Source organism: Nonomuraea deserti (genome assembly GCF_004348685.1).
In the GTDB taxonomy this organism is placed as follows: Bacteria; Actinomycetota; Actinomycetes; order Streptosporangiales; family Streptosporangiaceae; genus Nonomuraea; species Nonomuraea deserti.
Genome location: NZ_SMKO01000003.1, coordinates 1 through 15,000, shown reverse-complemented (window position 1 = coordinate 15,000; position 15,000 = coordinate 1). Strand labels below are relative to the sequence as shown.

The 15,000-nt window shown below is 71.8% G+C and carries 16 protein-coding genes; 7 read left to right on the top strand and 9 right to left on the bottom strand.

Annotated elements, in window-relative coordinates:
* Window positions 1–2: 2 nt before the first annotated feature.
* Window positions 3–887, bottom strand: a complete 885-nt coding sequence (locus tag E1292_RS01860; RefSeq protein ID WP_132591332.1) for a phosphotransferase enzyme family protein — start codon at window positions 885–887, stop codon at window positions 3–5.
* 199 nt (window positions 888–1,086) lie between these two features.
* Here E1292_RS01860 and E1292_RS01855 point away from each other — a divergent pair, with 199 nt between their 5' ends.
* A complete protein-coding gene (locus tag E1292_RS01855) occupies window positions 1,087–1,989 on the top strand; it encodes a fatty acid desaturase family protein (RefSeq protein ID WP_132591330.1) in 903 nt (300 codons plus the stop codon).
* A 29-nt stretch (window positions 1,990–2,018) separates the two neighbouring features.
* On the opposite strand, the gene E1292_RS01850 is transcribed toward E1292_RS01855, so the two are convergent.
* On the bottom strand, window positions 2,019–2,237 hold the full coding sequence (locus tag E1292_RS01850; RefSeq protein WP_132591328.1) for a hypothetical protein: 219 nt from the start codon (window positions 2,235–2,237) through the stop codon (window positions 2,019–2,021).
* Window positions 2,238–2,305: 68 nt separating this feature from the next.
* Here E1292_RS01850 and E1292_RS01845 point away from each other — a divergent pair, with 68 nt between their 5' ends.
* The 4 genes from E1292_RS01845 (at window position 2,306) to E1292_RS01830 (ending at window position 6,245) form a co-directional block, all read left to right on the top strand.
* The gene (locus tag E1292_RS01845) at window positions 2,306–3,427 is read left to right on the top strand and encodes a sensor histidine kinase (RefSeq protein WP_132591326.1); all 1,122 of its coding nucleotides are present in this window, start codon (window positions 2,306–2,308) and stop codon (window positions 3,425–3,427) included.
* Window positions 3,427–4,095 carry a response regulator gene (locus E1292_RS01840; RefSeq protein WP_132591324.1) on the top strand — a complete coding sequence of 223 codons (669 nt, stop codon included), beginning with the start codon at window positions 3,427–3,429 and terminating at the stop codon, window positions 4,093–4,095. The genes E1292_RS01845 and E1292_RS01840 overlap by 1 nt, the downstream gene beginning before the upstream one ends.
* 149 nt (window positions 4,096–4,244) lie before the next feature.
* The gene (locus tag E1292_RS01835) at window positions 4,245–5,495 is read left to right on the top strand and encodes a cytochrome ubiquinol oxidase subunit I (RefSeq protein ID WP_132591322.1); all 1,251 of its coding nucleotides are present in this window, start codon (window positions 4,245–4,247) and stop codon (window positions 5,493–5,495) included.
* 9 nt (window positions 5,496–5,504) lie between these two features.
* Entirely contained in the window at window positions 5,505–6,245 is a 741-nt protein-coding gene (locus E1292_RS01830) for a cytochrome d ubiquinol oxidase subunit II (RefSeq protein WP_132591320.1), read from the top strand.
* Window positions 6,246–6,280: 35 nt separating this feature from the next.
* Here the strand turns inward: E1292_RS01830 and E1292_RS01825 are convergent, their stop codons facing one another.
* Window positions 6,281–7,942, bottom strand: a complete 1,662-nt coding sequence (locus tag E1292_RS01825) for an alpha-amylase family protein (RefSeq protein WP_132591318.1) — start codon at window positions 7,940–7,942, stop codon at window positions 6,281–6,283.
* Window positions 7,943–7,972: 30 nt separating this feature from the next.
* On the bottom strand, window positions 7,973–8,905 hold the full coding sequence (locus E1292_RS01820) for a nucleoside hydrolase (protein WP_132591316.1): 933 nt from the start codon (window positions 8,903–8,905) through the stop codon (window positions 7,973–7,975).
* A 104-nt stretch (window positions 8,906–9,009) separates the two neighbouring features.
* Between E1292_RS01820 and E1292_RS01815 the strand changes: the two genes are divergently transcribed.
* A complete protein-coding gene (locus tag E1292_RS01815) occupies window positions 9,010–9,420 on the top strand; it encodes a PPOX class F420-dependent oxidoreductase (protein WP_132591314.1) in 411 nt (136 codons plus the stop codon).
* On the opposite strand, the gene E1292_RS01810 is transcribed toward E1292_RS01815, so the two are convergent.
* The 3 genes from E1292_RS01810 to E1292_RS01800 all read right to left on the bottom strand — a co-directional run bounded on the left by E1292_RS01810 (window position 9,421) and on the right by E1292_RS01800 (window position 11,771).
* Window positions 9,421–10,596 carry a PucR family transcriptional regulator gene (locus E1292_RS01810; protein WP_220446605.1) on the bottom strand — a complete coding sequence of 392 codons (1,176 nt, stop codon included), beginning with the start codon at window positions 10,594–10,596 and terminating at the stop codon, window positions 9,421–9,423.
* Between the two features lie 64 nt (window positions 10,597–10,660).
* On the bottom strand, window positions 10,661–10,861 hold the full coding sequence (locus tag E1292_RS01805; protein ID WP_132591312.1) for an EF-hand domain-containing protein: 201 nt from the start codon (window positions 10,859–10,861) through the stop codon (window positions 10,661–10,663).
* Window positions 10,862–10,892: 31 nt separating this feature from the next.
* Window positions 10,893–11,771: a LysR family transcriptional regulator gene (locus E1292_RS01800; RefSeq protein ID WP_132591310.1), complete on the bottom strand. Its 879-nt coding sequence runs from the start codon at window positions 11,769–11,771 to the stop codon at window positions 10,893–10,895.
* A 62-nt stretch (window positions 11,772–11,833) separates the two neighbouring features.
* Between E1292_RS01800 and E1292_RS01795 the strand changes: the two genes are divergently transcribed.
* Entirely contained in the window at window positions 11,834–12,814 is a 981-nt protein-coding gene (locus tag E1292_RS01795) for an aldo/keto reductase (RefSeq protein ID WP_132591308.1), read from the top strand.
* Here E1292_RS01795 and E1292_RS01790 read toward each other — a convergent pair whose 3' ends face one another.
* Together E1292_RS01790 and E1292_RS01785 are read right to left on the bottom strand one after the other, a co-directional pair.
* Window positions 12,815–14,002 carry a tetratricopeptide repeat protein gene (locus tag E1292_RS01790; RefSeq protein ID WP_165974317.1) on the bottom strand — a complete coding sequence of 396 codons (1,188 nt, stop codon included), beginning with the start codon at window positions 14,000–14,002 and terminating at the stop codon, window positions 12,815–12,817.
* Window positions 13,999–15,000: ATP-binding protein (locus tag E1292_RS01785; protein ID WP_246089862.1), on the bottom strand; the 1,002-nt coding region annotated here is incomplete at its 5' end. The genes E1292_RS01790 and E1292_RS01785, both read right to left, overlap by 4 nt.

Here is a 15,000-nt window from a genome sequence, read left to right as displayed (position 1 = left end):
TGTCAGGGGCGCAGGCGGTGGAACAGCTCGACCCTGGCGTGGTGGTAGTCGAGGTCGGCCTGGTCGTGCTCGACCCCAAAGCGGGCGGCCTTGTGGAAGTAGGCGTACTCCCTGCGCAGTTTGTGGCGGACGAGCTGGGCCAGCGACTCCTCGTCGAGCCGGGAGGCCGTGCCGCCCGCCTCGTGGTAGGCGTCGACGAACTCCTTGCTCGGCCCCGCCAGGTCGTCGCCCCATTCGAGCGCGGCCGCCGCCAGCTCGGTCTCGGGCGCGCCGACGAAGCTTTCGTCCCAGTCGAGGACGGCCACGATCGTGCCGTCCCTGGCGAGCGCGTTGCCGGCGTAGAAGTCGCCGTGCAGCGGGTGGCGCAGCGGATGCCGGGCGTGGAAGTCGGCCAGCCAGCGGTCGAGCACCGGGTCGTCCAGCTCGGCGGCATCGTGGGGCGGGTCGCCGTACAGGCCGGACTCCTGTAAGGCGGGCACCGGGCGCGGGCCGGGCCGGCAGCCGGCCAGCGACCGGTGCAGCCGGGCCAGCAGGCGGGCGCCGGCCACGCGCTGCGCGACCACCCCGGCGTCGGGCCAGGCCCCGTCGATGTAGGGCCAGCAGGAGATCGGGCGGCCCTCGACCGTGATGACCGTCGTCCCGTCGGGGGCGGGAAGGGGGGCGAGCGCCTCCGGCAGCGTGGCGGCGGCGTGCCTGGCGATCGTGTGGCACCACTCGGGCTCGGCGGCGTCGCGCCCGGCGGGGCCGACCCGGATCACATGGCCGTCGAGGCGGTAGGCGGCGGACTCCTCGCCACCGTGCAGTCGCTCGCCCTCACCGGTGAAACCCCAGGTCAGGCCCACGGCTTCGCGTATCGCGGGGGTCAGCGGCGTGGTGGCGTAGATCACCTCGCCAGCCTACGGCAACGTCACGCTTCCGGTTTGGCGGCGGATGCGCGATGGTTTAGGCAACTTGCACCGCGAGGTAAGGAGACCTGTGGTCAGTCCTGGCACGCTTGACACTCGGGGCAGCGATTTCGCCCGACTCGCCCATCGGATCATGAACGCCGGTCTCCTTGACCGGCGTCCCCTTTATTACGCCGTCAGGATGAGCATCGCAGCCGCGATCTATCTCGGCTGCTGGGCGCTGTTCGCCTGGGTGGGCGACTCCTGGTTGCAGATTCTCGTCGCGGCCGCGATGGCCGTGGTCTTCGCGCAGCTCGGCTTCCTCGCCCACGACCTCGGGCACCGGCAGGTCTTCAGGAAGCGGCGGCCGAGTGACGTCGCCGGGCTGGTGATCGGCAATCTCGGCGTCGGGCTCGGCTGGGGGTGGTGGACCAGCAAGCACAACCGGCACCACGCCAACCCCAACCACGAGGACCACGATCCGGACGTGTCGCCCGCCGTGATCGTCTGGTCGGAGGACCAGGTCGCCAGAAGCCGCGGCATTCCGCGCTTCGTCGCGAAATATCAGGCTTACTGGTTTTTCCCGCTGCTCACCCTGGAGGCCTGGCACCTGCACGTGGCCAGCGTCAAGGCGCTGCTCAAGCCGGGCGCCAAGCGGCGCACGACCGAGCTGAGCCTGATCATCGTGCACTTCGTGTTCTATTTCGGGCTGGTCTTCTCCGTCCTGCCGCTCGGCAAGGCGCTGGTGTTCCTGATTGTGCACCAGGGGTTGTTCGGGATCTATCTGGGCCTCTCGTTCGCGCCCAACCACAAGGGCATGCCCGTGCTGACCAAGGAGGACAAACTTGACTTCCTGCGCAAGCAGGTGCTGACTTCACGCAACGTCATGGGCGGCTGGCTCACCGACGTGGCGCTCGGCCAGCTCAACTACCAGATCGAGCACCATCTGTTCCCGAACATGCCGGCGCCCAACCTGCGCAGGGCGCAGCCGATCGTCCAGGCGTACTGCGCGGAGATCGGCGTCGACTACCTGCAGACGGGGCTCATCACGTCGTACGGGCAGGCGCTTCGGCACCTGCACGAGGTCGGGGCCGCGCTCCGATGACCGGCCGGGCGCCCGGAGAGGGCGCCCGGTCAGGCCTCGCCCTCCTCCAGCCGCCTGCGCAGGCTGTCGCGGCGGCGTTCGAGCTCGGCGATCAGCTCGACCTGCTCGTCCGCCTGGCTGATCATGGCGGAGATCTCCACCTGGTCGGTCGCGCCCATGTCGCGGATCTGGTCGCGGATGTCCTGGTTCTCGGCGCGCAGCCGGGCCAGATCCTCTTCGACCTGCCGGAGCTCGTCCTTAGTGCTCATTCACCGGCTCTACCCACGAGGGCGGCGGCGATTACCCGGCTCTGCCGGTGACGTACAGAATGGGAGCCATGCGGAGGCCGTCGAAGAGCACACTCGTGTCGCTCGCCATGATCGCCGCGGTGCTGGCAGGAGTCGTCCTCACCGTGGTGCTGCGCGGCTCCGGCCGGCTCAACGCCTCCGACGTCGTGCTGCCGCTCATCGCCTCGGCCGGCCTGCTGCTGCGGGAGCGTTATCCCGTCGCGGCGCTGGTCATCGTGATCGCGGCGACGGGCGCCTACTACCCGTGGGCGACGGTCGACGGGCCGCTCATCGCGCTGCCGCTGTTCACCCTCTACACCGCCGCGGACAAGGGGCATCTCACCGCGGCCATCGTCGCGGGGGCGGCGGCGCTGCTCGGCATGGGGCTCGGCGAGACCGGCGGGGTCAGGCACGTGGACGACGGCGCGTTCCTGATGATCACCGGATGGGTGGTGGCGGCCATCGCGTTCGGCGGCGTCACCCGCAACCGGCGCGCCTACCTCATGGAGGCGCGCCGCCACGCGCTCGACGCCCTGCACAGCAAGGACGAGGAGGCCAGGCGGCGGGCGGGAGAGGAACGCCTGCGCATCGCCAGAGAGCTGCACGACGTGCTCGGCCACAACATCTCCATGATCAACGTGCAGGCCGCGGCGGCGCTGCACGGGCTGAGGAAGCGGCCCGAGGACGCCGAGACGGCGCTGCGGACGATCAAGGACACCAGCAAGGAGACGCTGCGCGAGCTGCGCACCACCCTGGGCGTGCTGCGCCAGGTCGACGAGGACGCGCCGACCGCGCCGGCCGACAGCCTGGCGCGGGTGGACGCGCTGGTCGAGGCGTCCGGGCTGAAGGTACGCACCGAGCTGTCCGGGCCGCTCGACGCGCTCCCGACCGAGGTCGACCTGGCCGCCGCCCGCATCGTCAGGGAAGCCCTGACGAACGTATCCCGCCATTCAGGCACGAACGAGGCATACTTGAAGATCAACAATAAGTCCGGAAATATCGAGATCTGCGTGGAGGATGACGGGCCGGGCGCCGCCTATGACGGGGGCAGCGGCTTCGGCCTGACGGGCATGCGCGAGCGCGCCGCCGTGCTGGGCGGCACCCTGGAGGCGGGGCCGCGCCCCGAAGGCGGCTTCCGCGTCCACGCCCGGCTGCCGGCGAAGGGGATGTGATGATCCGCGTGCTGCTCGCCGACGACCAGACCCTGGTGCGCGCCGGATTCCGGTCGATACTCAGCGACGAGGACGACATCGAGGTCGTGGGCGAGGCGCCCAACGGCACGGCGGCCGTGCAGGGCGCCCGCGAGCTCCAGCCCGACGTGGTCCTCATGGACATCCGCATGCCCGAGCTCGACGGCCTGGAGGCCACCCGCCGGATCGCCGGCGACCCCCGGCTCGAAGGCGTCAAGGTGATCATCCTGACCACTTTCGACCTGGACGACTACGTCTACGGCGCGCTGCGGGCCGGCGCGAGCGGCTTCCTCGTCAAGGACACCGAGCCAGCCGAGCTGATCCACGCCGTCCGGGTCGTGGCCAGGGGCGACGCGCTGATCGCGCCGTCCATCACGCGGCGGCTGATCGCCGAGTTCGCCGGCCGGGTCAAGCGCCCCGAGCCCGGCCCCGAGCTCAACGCGCTCACCGATCGCGAGCGCGAGGTCATGGCACTGGTGGCGGCCGGCCTGTCCAACGACGAGATCGCGGCCCAGCTCGTGCTCAGCCCCGCCACGGCGAAGACGCACGTCAGCCGCATCATGACCAAGCTGTCCGTGCGCGACAGGGCCCAGCTCGTCGTCATCGCGTACGAAGCCGGCATGATCACCCCGGGCTGGCTTACGCCCTGACCTGCGGGGACGCCCCGCACGCCCCGGACCGACGGGCGCAACGTACGCCCCGGGAAGTACGTCCTGCGGGCCCATGCGACCCGGGGTGTAGGCCAGGTGCCCGCCGGAGCATGACGCCGCCGCCCAGGCCGTACGCGCAGGCTCTCGGCATGGACACCGTTGACCTCGCCCGCCTGCAGTTCGCGATCACCGCGGGCGCGCACTTCCTCTTCGTGGCGCTGACCCTCGGCCTGGCGACCCTGCTGGCGGTCGTCCAGACGCGGGCCACCTTCGGCGACAGCCCCGTGCACCTGCGGATGACGCGGTTCTGGGGCCAGCTGTACATCATCAACTACGCGATGGGCATCGTCACCGGCCTGGTGATGGAGTTCCAGCTCGGGCTGTCGTGGAGCGGGCTGACGGAGTACGCGGGTGACGTGTTCGGCTCGGCGCTGGCGATCGAGACGCTGGTGGCGTTCTTCGTCGAGGCCACGTTCCTGGGGTTGTGGATCTTCGGCTGGAACAAGCTGAACCGGTGGGCGCACCTGGCGCTGATCTGGGTCGTGACGCTGACCGCGTACGCGTCGGCTTTCTGGATCATGGTGGCGAACGGTTTCCTGCAGAACCCGGTGGGCCACGTGCTGGAGGGCGGCAGGATGCGGCTGGCGGACTTCGGGGCGATGGTGGCCAACCCGGCGGCGCAGGTGGCGTTCTGGCACGTCGTCAGCGCAGGGATGGTCGTCGGCGGGTTCTTCATGGCCGGGGTGAGCGCGTACCACCTGCGCAGGCGCACCGCCGAGCAGGACGTCTTCCGCAAGTCGCTGCGGATCGGGATGGGCGTGGCGCTGCCGGCCGTCTTCCTCACCGCGACGTTCGGCGGGATCGGGTTCGAGACGATGCAGCCGGCCAAGCTGGCGGCGTGGTCGGGCGACGCCGAACGGCTCGCCGCGGCCCAGGCGGAGATGGTGGCCGCGCACGGGCCGGGGGACTATCTGCCTCCGGTGGGCTGGGTGCAGGCGAGCGGCACGACGATGATGCTCCTCTTCGCGCTGATGATGTTCTTCGCGGGGCTGAGCTGCCTGCTGATGCTCTTCCGGCCGGTCGTGCGCGGCTTCAGGCTCTGGCACTGGCTGATGACGCTGATGATCCCCGTCCCGTTCCTGGCCATGCTCGCCGGCTGGGCCTTCCGCGAGTTCGGACGGCAGCCGTGGACGGTGTACGGGCTGCTGAAGACGTCGCAGGCGATGTCCCCTGTGTCGGCGGGGCAGATGCGGTTCTCCGTGGTCGCCTTCCTCACGGTCTTCGCTGTGCTGATCGCCGTCAACTACTGGCTGCTGGCGCGGCACGCCCGGCGCGGGCCCGCCGCCGTGACGCTCGGCGACCGCCCGATCGAGGCGCCCGTTCCCGCCCCTACCTTCTGAGGAGCCGTCATGGAGATCTTCATCCTGGCCTTCTTCGCGCTGGGCTACCTCGTGCTGGCCGGCGCCGACATCGGGGTCGGCATGGCGCTGCCGTACCTGGGCAGGTCCGCGGCGGAACGGCGCGAGGTGATCGCCGCGATCGCGCCGTTCTTCCTCGGCAATGAGGTGTGGCTGGTGGCCACGGCAGGTGTGCTCGCGGGGCTCTTCCCCGAATTGGAGGGCGAGCTGCTGAGCGGGAACTACACGGTGGTCGTGGTGCTGCTGCTGGCGTGGGTGGTCCGCGACATGGGCCTGTGGCTGCGGGGGCGGGTGCCGGGGGCGCGCTGGCAGGCGTTCTGGGACGGCGCGATCGTGGCCGGCAGCTGGGGGCTGGCGCTGAGCTGGGGCCTGCTGCTCGGGCACGTGCTGCTCGGCATCACCGGGCCGTTCGCGGTGCTGCCGGCGCTGGTGGTGGCCGCGCTGTTCGGCACGCACGGCATGACGTTCGCGTCGCTGCGGCTCCGCGGTGAGCTGCGGGCGCGGGCGGCCGTGCTGTCCGGCGGGGCCGGGGAGGCGCGTACGTACGCGCTGACCTCGGCGGCGCTGGTGACGGTCGGGGTGCTGGCGGGGCTGCGGCTCCCGCTGGAGCCGGGCAGCGCGGGCGTGGTGCTGGTGCCGGTCGTGCTCACGCTGATGCCGCTGCTCGTCGCGGCGCAGGCGTGGGTGTGGTGGACGTTCCGGCACCGCGTCACCGGGCCGTCCTACCTGTGATCGTCCGGGCGACGAACCCCGACCGCGCCGGCGGCTCACATGGCCTTGGCCGAGGCGTTCTCCGGCGACACTCCAGGAGCGGAGGCCCGCAGCCAGCGGCAGCCGTGCGGGCCGAGCGCCACCCGCACCGCGCCCTCCCCCGAGACCTCCAGCGTGTCGTCCACCAGCAGGTCGGTGAGCCGGGAGCCCTCCAGCCCCGGCAGCGTCAGCTCCACGTCGCACGCCGTGTCTCCGAGGTTGTGCGCGATCACCATCGTCGCCCCGTCGGCCTCGCACCGGTGCGCGAAGACCGCGTTCTCGCCGGTGTCGAGCACGGTGCAGTCGCCCCACGCCAGCTCGGGGCACTCCCGGTAACGCTCGATGAGGAGCTGGAACCAGCGCAGCAGCGAGTCGGGGTCCTTCCTCTGCGCGGCCACGTTCACCCGTTCCGGGGCGAAGGGGCCGTCCGGCATCGCGCGCTCCGGCTCGGCGGAGCCGAAGCCCCCGTCCGGCGCCCACTGCATCGGCGTGCGGACCGCCATGCGGCCTTCCAGATCGAGGTTCTCCCCCATGCCGATCTCCTCGCCGTAGAAGATCACCGGCGTGCCCGGCAGGGAGAACAGCAGGCTGTAGGCCAGCTTGACCCGCCGCAGGTCGCCGCCGAGCATGCCCGGCAGCCGCCGCCGCAGCCCGCGGCCGAAGATCTGCATGTCCTTCTGCGGGCCGAACGCCGCGAAGACCTCCTGGCGCTCCTCGTCGCTGAGCTTGTCGAGGGTGAGCTCGTCGTGGTTGCGCAGGAACATGGCCCACTGGCAGTCCTTCGGCGGCTTCGGGCGCTCGCGCAGGGCGGCGGCGAGCGGGCGGGCGTCGCCGCGGGCCATCGACAGCCAGGCCTTCTGCATGCCGACGAAGTCGAAGCAGACGGTGACCTGGTCGCCGAGCCCCTCGCCGAAATAGGTCATCAGGTCCTTGTAGGGGAGGTTGACCTCGCCGAGCAGGATCGACCCGCCCTGGCGGCGGGTCATGAACGCCCGCAGGTCCGCCAGGAAGTCGTGCGGGTTCGCCAGCTCCGGGTCGACGTTCTCGATGAGGTACGGCACCGCGTCCACCCTGAACCCGGCCAGCCCCAGCTCCATCCAGAAGCCGAGCACGCGCATGATCTCGTCCCGCACCTCGAGGTTCGCGATGTTGAGGTCCGGCTGGTGCCGGTAGAAGGTGTGCAGGTAGTACTGTCCCGACCCCTCGTCGTACTCCCAGACGCTGTCCTCCTTGTCGGGGAAGATGATCTGCTCGGGGTTGTCCGGCTCGGGGGTGTCGGACCAGACGTACCAGTCGCGCATGGGCGAGTCCTTGCCCGACCGCGACTCCTTGAACCAGGGGTGCTGGTCAGAGGTGTGGTTGACGACCAGGTCCGCGATCACCCGGAGACCCCGGTCGTGGGCGGTGCGCATGAACTCCACGAAGTCGCCCAGCGTCCCCAGTCGCGGGTCAACGCGGTAGAAGTCGGTGATGTCGTACCCGTCGTCCTTGTTGGGGGTGGGGAAGAACGGCATGAGCCAGAGGCAGGTCACGCCCAGACCGGCGAGATAGTCGATCCGCTGCGTCAGCCCGCGGAAGTCGCCCACGCCGTCGCCGTTGCCGTCCCTGAACGTCTCGACGTCCAGGCAGTAGACGACGGCGTTCTTCCACCACAGATCGGAGGTGTACGTCAGTCGCATCCATGCCCGCTACCCCTGATGGCCGCGGTGTCACGACAGTGTGCGGATCGCGTCCTCGACCATGCCCCAGAAACGCTCGACGTCGATCCCGGTGCCGACGCTCGCGTTGGGCGGGCGTCCCAGCGAGTTCAGCAGGTCGACGCTGGTCGCGCCCGACGTCTCCGTGCCGTGCAGCTCGACGTCGAGCCTGGTGCGCACGGTGGTCACCACGCCGGGCGCGGCGACCAGCGCCACCGCCACCGGGTCGTGCAGCGGGGCGTCGGGCATGCCCTGGCCGGTCTCGTACGTCGAGTTGAAGAAGTTGAGCAGTTCCACGCCGAACGCGGCCGTCCTGTTGCCGACGGCGTTGACGCGGGCGAGCACGTCGGGGGTGACCAGGGCCTGGTGGGTGACGTTCAGCCCGATCATGGTGAACGACGGGCCCGCCCCGAGCACGATGGCCGCCGCCTCGGGGTCGAGCCAGGCGTTGAACTCGGCGTACGGGGTCACGTTGCCCCGGCCCGTCGACCCGCCCATCCAGACGATCTCCCGCACGCGGGAGAGCCTCTCGGGGTAGGTGCGGGCGAACAGCGCGATGTTCGTCAACGGGCCGGTCGCGACGATCGTCACCTGCTGGCCCGCCGCGTCGATGGTGTCCCTGATGAGGTCGATCGCGCCGCGCGGATCCGCCGCCACGGAGGGCACGGGCAGTTCTGGCCCGCCGAGCGCGTTCTCCCCGTGGATGGAGCCGGCCGTCGACAACCGGCGGACGAGGGGGCCGGCCGCGCCGGGCGAGATAGGCACCCCGGTGATCCCGGCGACGTGGGCCGCGACCCTGGCGTTGTAGGTGGTGTGATCGAGCCGCCCGTTGCCGCCGACGGTGGTGATGGCGCGCAGGTCGATCTCCGGATGCCCCGCGGCGAGCCAGATCGCGAAGACGTCGTCGTGCCCCGGATCGCAGTCCAGAATCACCGGTGTCGGCACGAAATCCCCCTCTTTTACGCCTTTGTGGTCATGCTACAAGCGTCGATCCGGCCGGCCGCCGTTCGTGTAGAGAGAAGGAATCGCGTACGGAAAGGGAGGACCCCATGTCTTTCACCGACGAGGAGATCGCCTACCTGCGGTCGCAGCCGCTCGCCCGGCTCGCGACACTCTCGGGCGACGATCAGCCGGACGTCGTGCCGGTCGCCTTCGAGTTCGACGGGACGTGCTTCTGGGTCGGCGGCTCGGGCCGGGACGTCCTGCGCACCAGGAAGTTCCGCAACCTCGAGGCGGGACACCTCAAGGTGGCCCTGGTCGTGGACGACATGGTGTCGCTCGACCCGTTCGTCGCCCGCGGCGTGCGCGTCTACGGCGAGGCCGAGCGTCCGGTGGAGCGGACGGGGATGATCGGCCCCGGCCTCTACGCGCGCATCACGCCGACCGTCTCGTGGAGCTGGAACATGGCCGGCGAGCCCGTCGGCGACACCTGGTACCCGTCGAGAAGGGCCGTCCACTAGTCAGGCCCTGGCGGCCTGCCGGGCCCTGAGGGCGATCTCCAGCTCGAAGCGGATGTCGGGGTCGGTGAGCTGGTCGCCGTAGAGCTCTTCGAGCTGCCGCAACCGGTAGCGCACGGTCTGCGGGTGCACGTGCAGCCGGGCGGCCACCTCGCCGGCGCCCCTGCCGTGCCGCAACCAGGCGAGCAGCGTCTCCGCCAGCCGGTCCTGCTGGGTGGGCCGCAGGTGGGCCAGGGGCGCCAGCCGCACCTCGGCCAGCGCGCTGACGAGCTCCTCGTCCTTAAAGACCACCAGCGTGGCCATGTGGTCGGCGCACCGCACCAGCCCGCCGGGCAGGACGCCGCGGCGCGACAGGCCGAGCGCCTCCCTGGCCCACCGCAACGACGTCGCGGCGGCGGTCAGGGGCACGGCCGGGCCGATGGCGGCCCGGCGGCCGCGGAGGGCCTGGTCGAGCATCCTGGCCTGGCCGGGGCCGTTGGGGTCGGGCGCCAGCAGGCACGGCTCCGGCCGGTCCATGGCGGTGAGCACGTCGGAGGGGAACGCGAGCGCGGGGCAGGGCCCGAGCCCGTCGTCGAGCGCCACGCAGGCCACCGTCCTGGGCAGCCGCCACCCGGCGGCCCTGGCGAGGTCGGCGATGGCCTCGGCGCTGGCGGGCGGCCGGCTGAGCAGGAGGTCGAGCAGGCGGGTGCGGCGGCGCTCGATCTCGCCGGCGGCGTGCGCCCTGGCCTCGGCGAAGCCCTCGCCCGCCGCGCCGGCGAGCTGGTCGAGGTGGACGAAGATGGCCTCGCCCAGGTCGTACAGGTTCTGCGGGGACAGCGCGCACGGGCCGGCGAGCTCGGTCAGCCGCCGCCAGCCCACCCTGGCGCCGAGCCGCATCGCCGCCTGCAGCGGCTCCAAATTGCGGCCCTCGGCCGCCTCGCCCCTGCCGATCATGCGGAACGGCTCGGGGTCCCACGGGGCGTCCGGGTCCTCGACGCGGTCGAGGAAACCCTCGACCGCCTGCTCGACCGCGATCCTGATGACCTTGATGTAGAGCTCGTCCGACGGCCTCGCGTATTCGGGGATCCGGGTCTGGATCTCCTCGATCACCTCGTCGGAGACCCGCCCGATCCCCGGCCTGAGCGCTTTCGCGATGTCCGCGGTGGTACGGCTTTCGCTGCTGTCACTCTTGATGACCATCGTCCCTCCTGACACCTATTGTGACCCAGGAGACAAGAGTTGTGTAGCAAGAGCTTGTTTGTTGTCACTTCTGGAGGAAGGCGGCGAACTCCTCCACGTCGATCAGGCCGTCGCCGTCCTTGTCGAGCTGCTGCACACCGGCCTGCGCGGCCTCCAGCGTCACCGGCCGGCCGAGCACCTCCATCAGCCGTACGAGCTCGACCGCGGAGATCCTCCCGTCCTTGTCGGCGTCGATCAGGTCGAAGGTGGTCGCGTAGTCGCTCATGGGTCGCCCTTCTGCGGGATCCGCTGTCGCGTCAGACCTTAGTAGCGACTTGTCGTAGTGCGTCGATGAATGCCACGACTTGTGGTCTCCTGTCGCCCTCTCGCCACGCGATGGCGAGTTCGCCTGGAGGCAGCCCCGTGACGGGCCGGTAGGCCAGCCCCGGCCTGCTGTAGAGCTCGGCGTTGCCCTCGGCCACGAGCACCACGCCGAGCCCGCTGGTCACGGCCTCGAACACCTCCTCGGGCGTGTTGGCGGTGACCCCGACGACCGGCTCGTCGTCGCGGGCGTCCAGCCCGAGCCAGAAGTCGCGCAGCGGCCCCGCCACCGCGGGCAGCGCGATGAACGGCTCGTCGCGCAGGGCCGGGAACGGCACCTCCGCCAGCCCGGCGAGCCGATGATCGGCCGGCATGGCCACGCCACGCCCTTCCGTGGCCACCACGTGCGTCCGCACCCCCGGCGGCACCGGCAGCCAGATGAACGCCACGTCGGAGCTCCCGTCGGACAGGCCGCCGCTGGGGTCGTCCCATCCGACCAGCCGCAGCGAAACCTCCCAGCCCGGCAGCCGCTCGCGGAAGCGGCGCAGGGCCGCCTGCTGCAGCCCCCTGCCCACGGCCGTCTGCATGCCGATCACCAGCGTCCCCGCCGGCGCCGCCGCGCGCGCCTCCTCCACGCCGGCGGCCCACCGCCCCAGCAGGTCGCGGGCGACCGGCAGCAGCGCCTCGCCCTGCCTGGTCAGCGCCACCCCGCTGGGCACCCGCTCGAACAGCCCGAACCCGAGCTGCCGCTCCAGCACCCTGAGCTGCTTGGACAGGGCGGGCTGGGAGACGAACAGCCGCTCGGCGGCGCGCGTCACGTTGAGCTCCTCGGCCACCGCCACGAAGTAGCGCAGCTCCCGTAGATGCACGTCCATAGCCAATGGTTATAGCAAAGGGTCTTGGACGTACGTCCCACCCGCCCGGCAGGCTCGCTGCCATGAAGACGCGCACCCTTGGAAACCTGCAGGTCCCCGCCATCGGCTTCGGCGCCATGGTGCTCTCACCCGGCGTGTACGGCGACATCGACGACGAGCGTGCCGAGACGGCGCTCAGGACGGCGCTGGACGCGGGCGGCACCCACGTGGACACCAGCGACGCCTACGGCGCGGACGGGCACAACGAGCGGCTCGTGGGCCGCGCGATCAAGGGCCGCCGCGACGAGGTGGTGGTCGCGACCAAGTTCGGCCTGGCGATCCCGGAGAGCGAGCCCAGCAGGTCGCACCCGGTCGGCTACGCCTTCAACGAGCTCCGGGTGAACGCCGAGCCCCGCCTGGTGCGCCGCTACGCCGAGCGCAGCCTGCGCAACCTCGGCACGGACGTGATCGACCTCTACTACGCGCACTACCCCGACCCCGGCGTGCCGATCGAGGAGACGGTCGGCGCGATGGCCGGCCTGGTGCGCGACGGGTTGATCAGGCATGTCGGCCTGTCCAACGTGACGGCCGCCCAGCTGCGCGCGGCGCACGCCGTCCACCCGGTGTCGGCCGTGCAGAACGAGTGGTCGATGTGGCGGCACGTGGACCCGGGCCTCCTGGCCACCGCACGTGAGCTGGGCGTGGGCGTCGTGGCGTGGAGCCCCCTCGGCAGCGGCTTCCTGACGGGCACGGTCCGGTCGCTCGGCGAGGGCGACTTCCGCCACAACGCCCCGCGCTTCGACGCGGTCAACCTGGCGAGCAACAACGACCGCTACGCCCCGATCAGGGCCATGGCCGCGCGGCTCGGCATCACGCCCGCCCAGCTGGCCCTGGCCTGGCTGCTGCACCAGGACGAGCACGTGGTGACCATCCCGGGCAGCCGCACCCCCTCCCACATCGAGGAGAACCTGGCGGCGGCCGACCTCACCCTGCACCCGGACACGCTCGACGCGATCGGCAAGGCCCTGGCCGCCTTCGAGGTGTCCGGCGGGACCCTCCTCTAGTCAAAGGAGCTCGGGCCTGCCGCGTACGCCGGCCGCCACCCAGACCGTGGCCAGGCAGGCGTACACGCTGAGCAGCGCCACGCCCACCGAGGCGAGGACCACCGACACGACGAGGGCCAGGGCGAGCAGGACCGCCCAGCCGTACAGGATCCTGCGGCGGGGCTCCGAACCGGTGTGCGCGGCCTCCTGGGCGGGGGTGACCAGGGCCATGGCCCCGACGCCCGCGGTGCCGAGCGGCTCGCTGCCGAGCGAGATCCCGAGGCCCAGCGCCACCGCGCCCACGGCCACCAGGCCGCAGCAGAGCACGGCCACGCGGGACTCGACGACGTCGAACAGCAACTGGGTGGCCTTGCCGCGGGCCAGCCGGAGCGTGGTGACCGCCTCGGCGACCCACGCCGCCCAGTGCAGCAGCGCGACGACGAAGAAGACCAGGATGACCGGCGGGATCGCGGGCAGCAGGAACAGCAGCCGCCACCCGCCGCGGAACCTGCCGCGCACCGCCGCCAGCCATCGGTACAGGGGGTTGCGCTGCTTGAGCGCCGCCACGAGCAGGTCCCGGGCGTGGCCGTAGCCGGGATCGAGGCGGAGCACCTCGCGGAAGGCCTCCGCGGCCCGCCTGGGGTCGCCGAAGGCCAGCTCCGCGCGGCCGTAGGCGACGTGCGCGGTGGCGCTCTCCGGATCCAGCCCTACGGCGTGCGCGGCGGCGGCCCTGGCCGGCTCCGCGTCCCCGAGCTGGGTGCGGGCCAGCGACAGCAGGCTCGCCAGGTCGGAGTCCTCCGGGTCGAGGGCCAGCCCGCGCTGCGCCGCGTCGGCCATCTGAGGCCACTGGCCGACCAGCATGTGGGTACGTGCGAGCTGCTCCCAGATCGGCGGGTGCTCGGGATTGAGCCGCAGCGCGGTGGTGGCGGCCGCCAGCGCGGCGGCAGGGCGGCGGGCCCGGTGGTGCACCTGCGCGGCCACGTAGTGGGTGGACCAGTGGTCGGGCGCCAGCCGTACCGCCTCGTCCGACTCCTCGACCGCCTCGGCCGCGTTGCCCTGCTGGACCAGGGCGAGGGCCAGGAAGGCGTGCGCGGTGGCGTACTGCGGTTGCCGGGCGAGCACGCCGCGCAGCTCGCGCTCGGCGTCGGCGGGCCTGCGCAGCTGCAGCAGCGTCCGGGCCCGCTCGAGCGGGTCGGCCGTGGACGTCACCGTTTGCCTTTGACCCAGGGCAGCAGCTCGTCCCACGCGCCCGAGTCGTTGGCGTGCATCACGTAGTTGCGCGCCGTGGCCATCCACTCGTGCACCGCCGTGGGACGGACGGTCTGCGCGGCGGCCAGCAGGTCGGGCGTCGACAGCGGGATGGGGCGGCCGGCGCTGATCGACTGCTGGAGCTTGGCCTCCACCGCCCGGTCCACCAGGCCCTTGAGGTCGGCGCCGACGAAGTGGTCGGTGACCCGGGCGACCGCGTCGTAGTCCATCTCCGCCAGGGGCTTGTCACGGCACAGGATGCGCAGGATGGCCGCGCGGGCGGCGGCGTCCGGCGGCGGGACGAGCACGGGCTGGTCGAAGCGGCCTGGCCGGCGGAAGGCCGGGTCCACGTACCAGGGGGCGTTGGTGGCCGCCAGCACGAGGACGCCCTCGTTGGCGTGCTCGTCCACGCCGTCGAGCTCGGCCAGGAACTGGTTGACCAGCTGCCGGGTGTGGGCCTGGCGCATGTCGGAGCGGCGGGCGGCCAGCGCGTCGACCTCGTCGAAGAAGAGCACGCACGGCCGGTTGCGCCGGGCCAGGTCGAACGTGGCCCGCAGGTTGCGCTCGCTGGAGCCGATGTACATGTCCAGGATGTCGGCCAGGCCCACGTTGACGAACGACGCGCCGAGCTCCCCGGCGGCGGCCCTGGCGAGGTGGGTCTTGCCCGCGCCGGGAGGGCCGTAGAGCAGCACGCCGCCACCTGCGCGCTTGCCGAACGCGGCGAACATCTCCGGCTGCTGGAGCGGGAGCAGCAGCTTGACGCGCAGCGCCTCCTTCACCGCCTCCATGCCCGCCACGTCGGCGAACCTCACCTTGGAGTGCTCGACCTCGGCGGTGGCCCGGTCCGCGGGCCCCGGGGAGGGCGCGTGGTAGGCGGGCCCGGCGGAGTGCGCGGCATAGGGGCCGGCGGAGGACGCGGCGTAGGGCGGGGCCGGCGGCGCCTGTGGCGGGGGCGGCGG